The organism is Scytonema sp. PCC 10023 (genome assembly GCF_963920835.1).
GTDB lineage: Bacteria > Cyanobacteriota > Cyanobacteriia > Cyanobacteriales > Nostocaceae > Kalymmatonema.
The window spans coordinates 1-1,423 of record NZ_CAWUDP010000293.1 but is presented as its reverse complement, the minus strand read 5'-3'; the positions used below and the strand labels follow the sequence as shown (position 1 = coordinate 1,423).

General features: G+C 48.9%; 1 protein-coding gene. It reads left to right on the top strand.

Going from position 1 to position 1,423, the window contains the following annotated elements; translation table 11 throughout:
• Positions 1-1,423, top strand: a 1,423-nt coding sequence (locus ACM0OZ_RS48795; RefSeq protein ID WP_414590151.1) for an amino acid adenylation domain-containing protein, incomplete at both ends; no start/stop codon positions are given.

The following is a 1,423-nucleotide window of genomic DNA, read 5'->3' as shown; positions in this document are numbered from 1 at the left end:
CAGTGGCTGCAAGTTCTGTGTCTCAATTCAGATTGGCAGGTCATTGCTCAAGAAAACAACACTAACCCGCTCAACCGGGTAACAGCCGACAACCTCATCTACGTGATGTATACATCTGGCTCTACAGGCTTACCCAAGGGTGTGAGTACTATGCATCGCAGTGTGGTGGGCTTAGTTCAATCACCCAACTATGTCCGGCTGAGTGTACAAGAGGTGTTTTTACAGCTTGCTCCTATTTCTTTCGATGCCTCCACTTTTGAAATTTGGGGTTGCCTGCTCCACGGTGCCCGGTTGGTCATTCTACCCCCCCATACCCCCTCCTTGCAAGAGTTGGGACAAGCTGTTGAGCAATATGGCGTCACAACACTGTGGCTAACTGCGGGTCTATTCCATCTGATGGTAGATGAGCAATTGCACAAGTTAAAGTGCGTACACCAATTGTTAGCTGGCGGAGATGTGTTATCCCTATCTCATGTCAAACAGTTTCTCCAGCAACCAGGACATCGCCACCTGATTAATGGTTATGGACCAACAGAAACCACGACCTTTGCTTGTTGCTGCCCATTAACAAAGACTGCCACTCTGAGTACTTCTGTCCCCATTGGACGACCAATCTCAAACACGCAGGTCTATGTGCTTGATTCTTACTTGCAACCTGTTCCCGTCGGTGTGCTGGGCGAAGTCTACATTGGTGGTATGGGTCTGGCTCGCGGCTATCTCAACCGCTCTGAATTGACCGCCGAAAAGTTTATCCCCAATCCCTTGAGTGATGAACCAGGGGCGCGGTTGTACAAAACCGGAGATTTGGCCCGTTACTTGCATGATGGCAACATTGAATTTGTTGGTCGCATTGACTCTCTGGTCAAACTCCGTGGCTATCGAATTGAGTTGGGCGAGGTTGAGGCAATACTCCGGCAACACCCAATTGTCCGAGAGATTGTCATCATTGTCCAAGAATACTCCCCTGGTGAGAAGCGTTTGGTAGCTTATGTCGTTACCAATTTACCTTCAGAATCTGCCAGCCAGGAATTACGTAGTTTTCTCAAGAACAGGCTACCAGAATATATGGTGCCCTCGGCATTTGTGATTCTGGAGACCCTACCACTAACACCTAACGGTAAGCTAAACCGCGAGGCATTGCCCGTACCCGATTTAACCACCGAACTGAAAGGCACTTTTGCGGCTCCTCGAACCCCCATAGAAGAAATGTTGGTGGGAATTTGGGCTGAGATACTTGGGCTAGAAAAAGTGAGTATCTACGACAACTTCTTTGAGTTGGGAGGGCATTCTCTTTTAGCTACCCAGTTAATCTCGCGAGTACGCAATGCCTTTCAGGTGGAATTGCCTTTGCGCAACCTTTTTGAAGCCTCCACTGTAGCCAGCTTTGCTGAGAACATCGAAACCACTATTAGGGCTGGAGCGG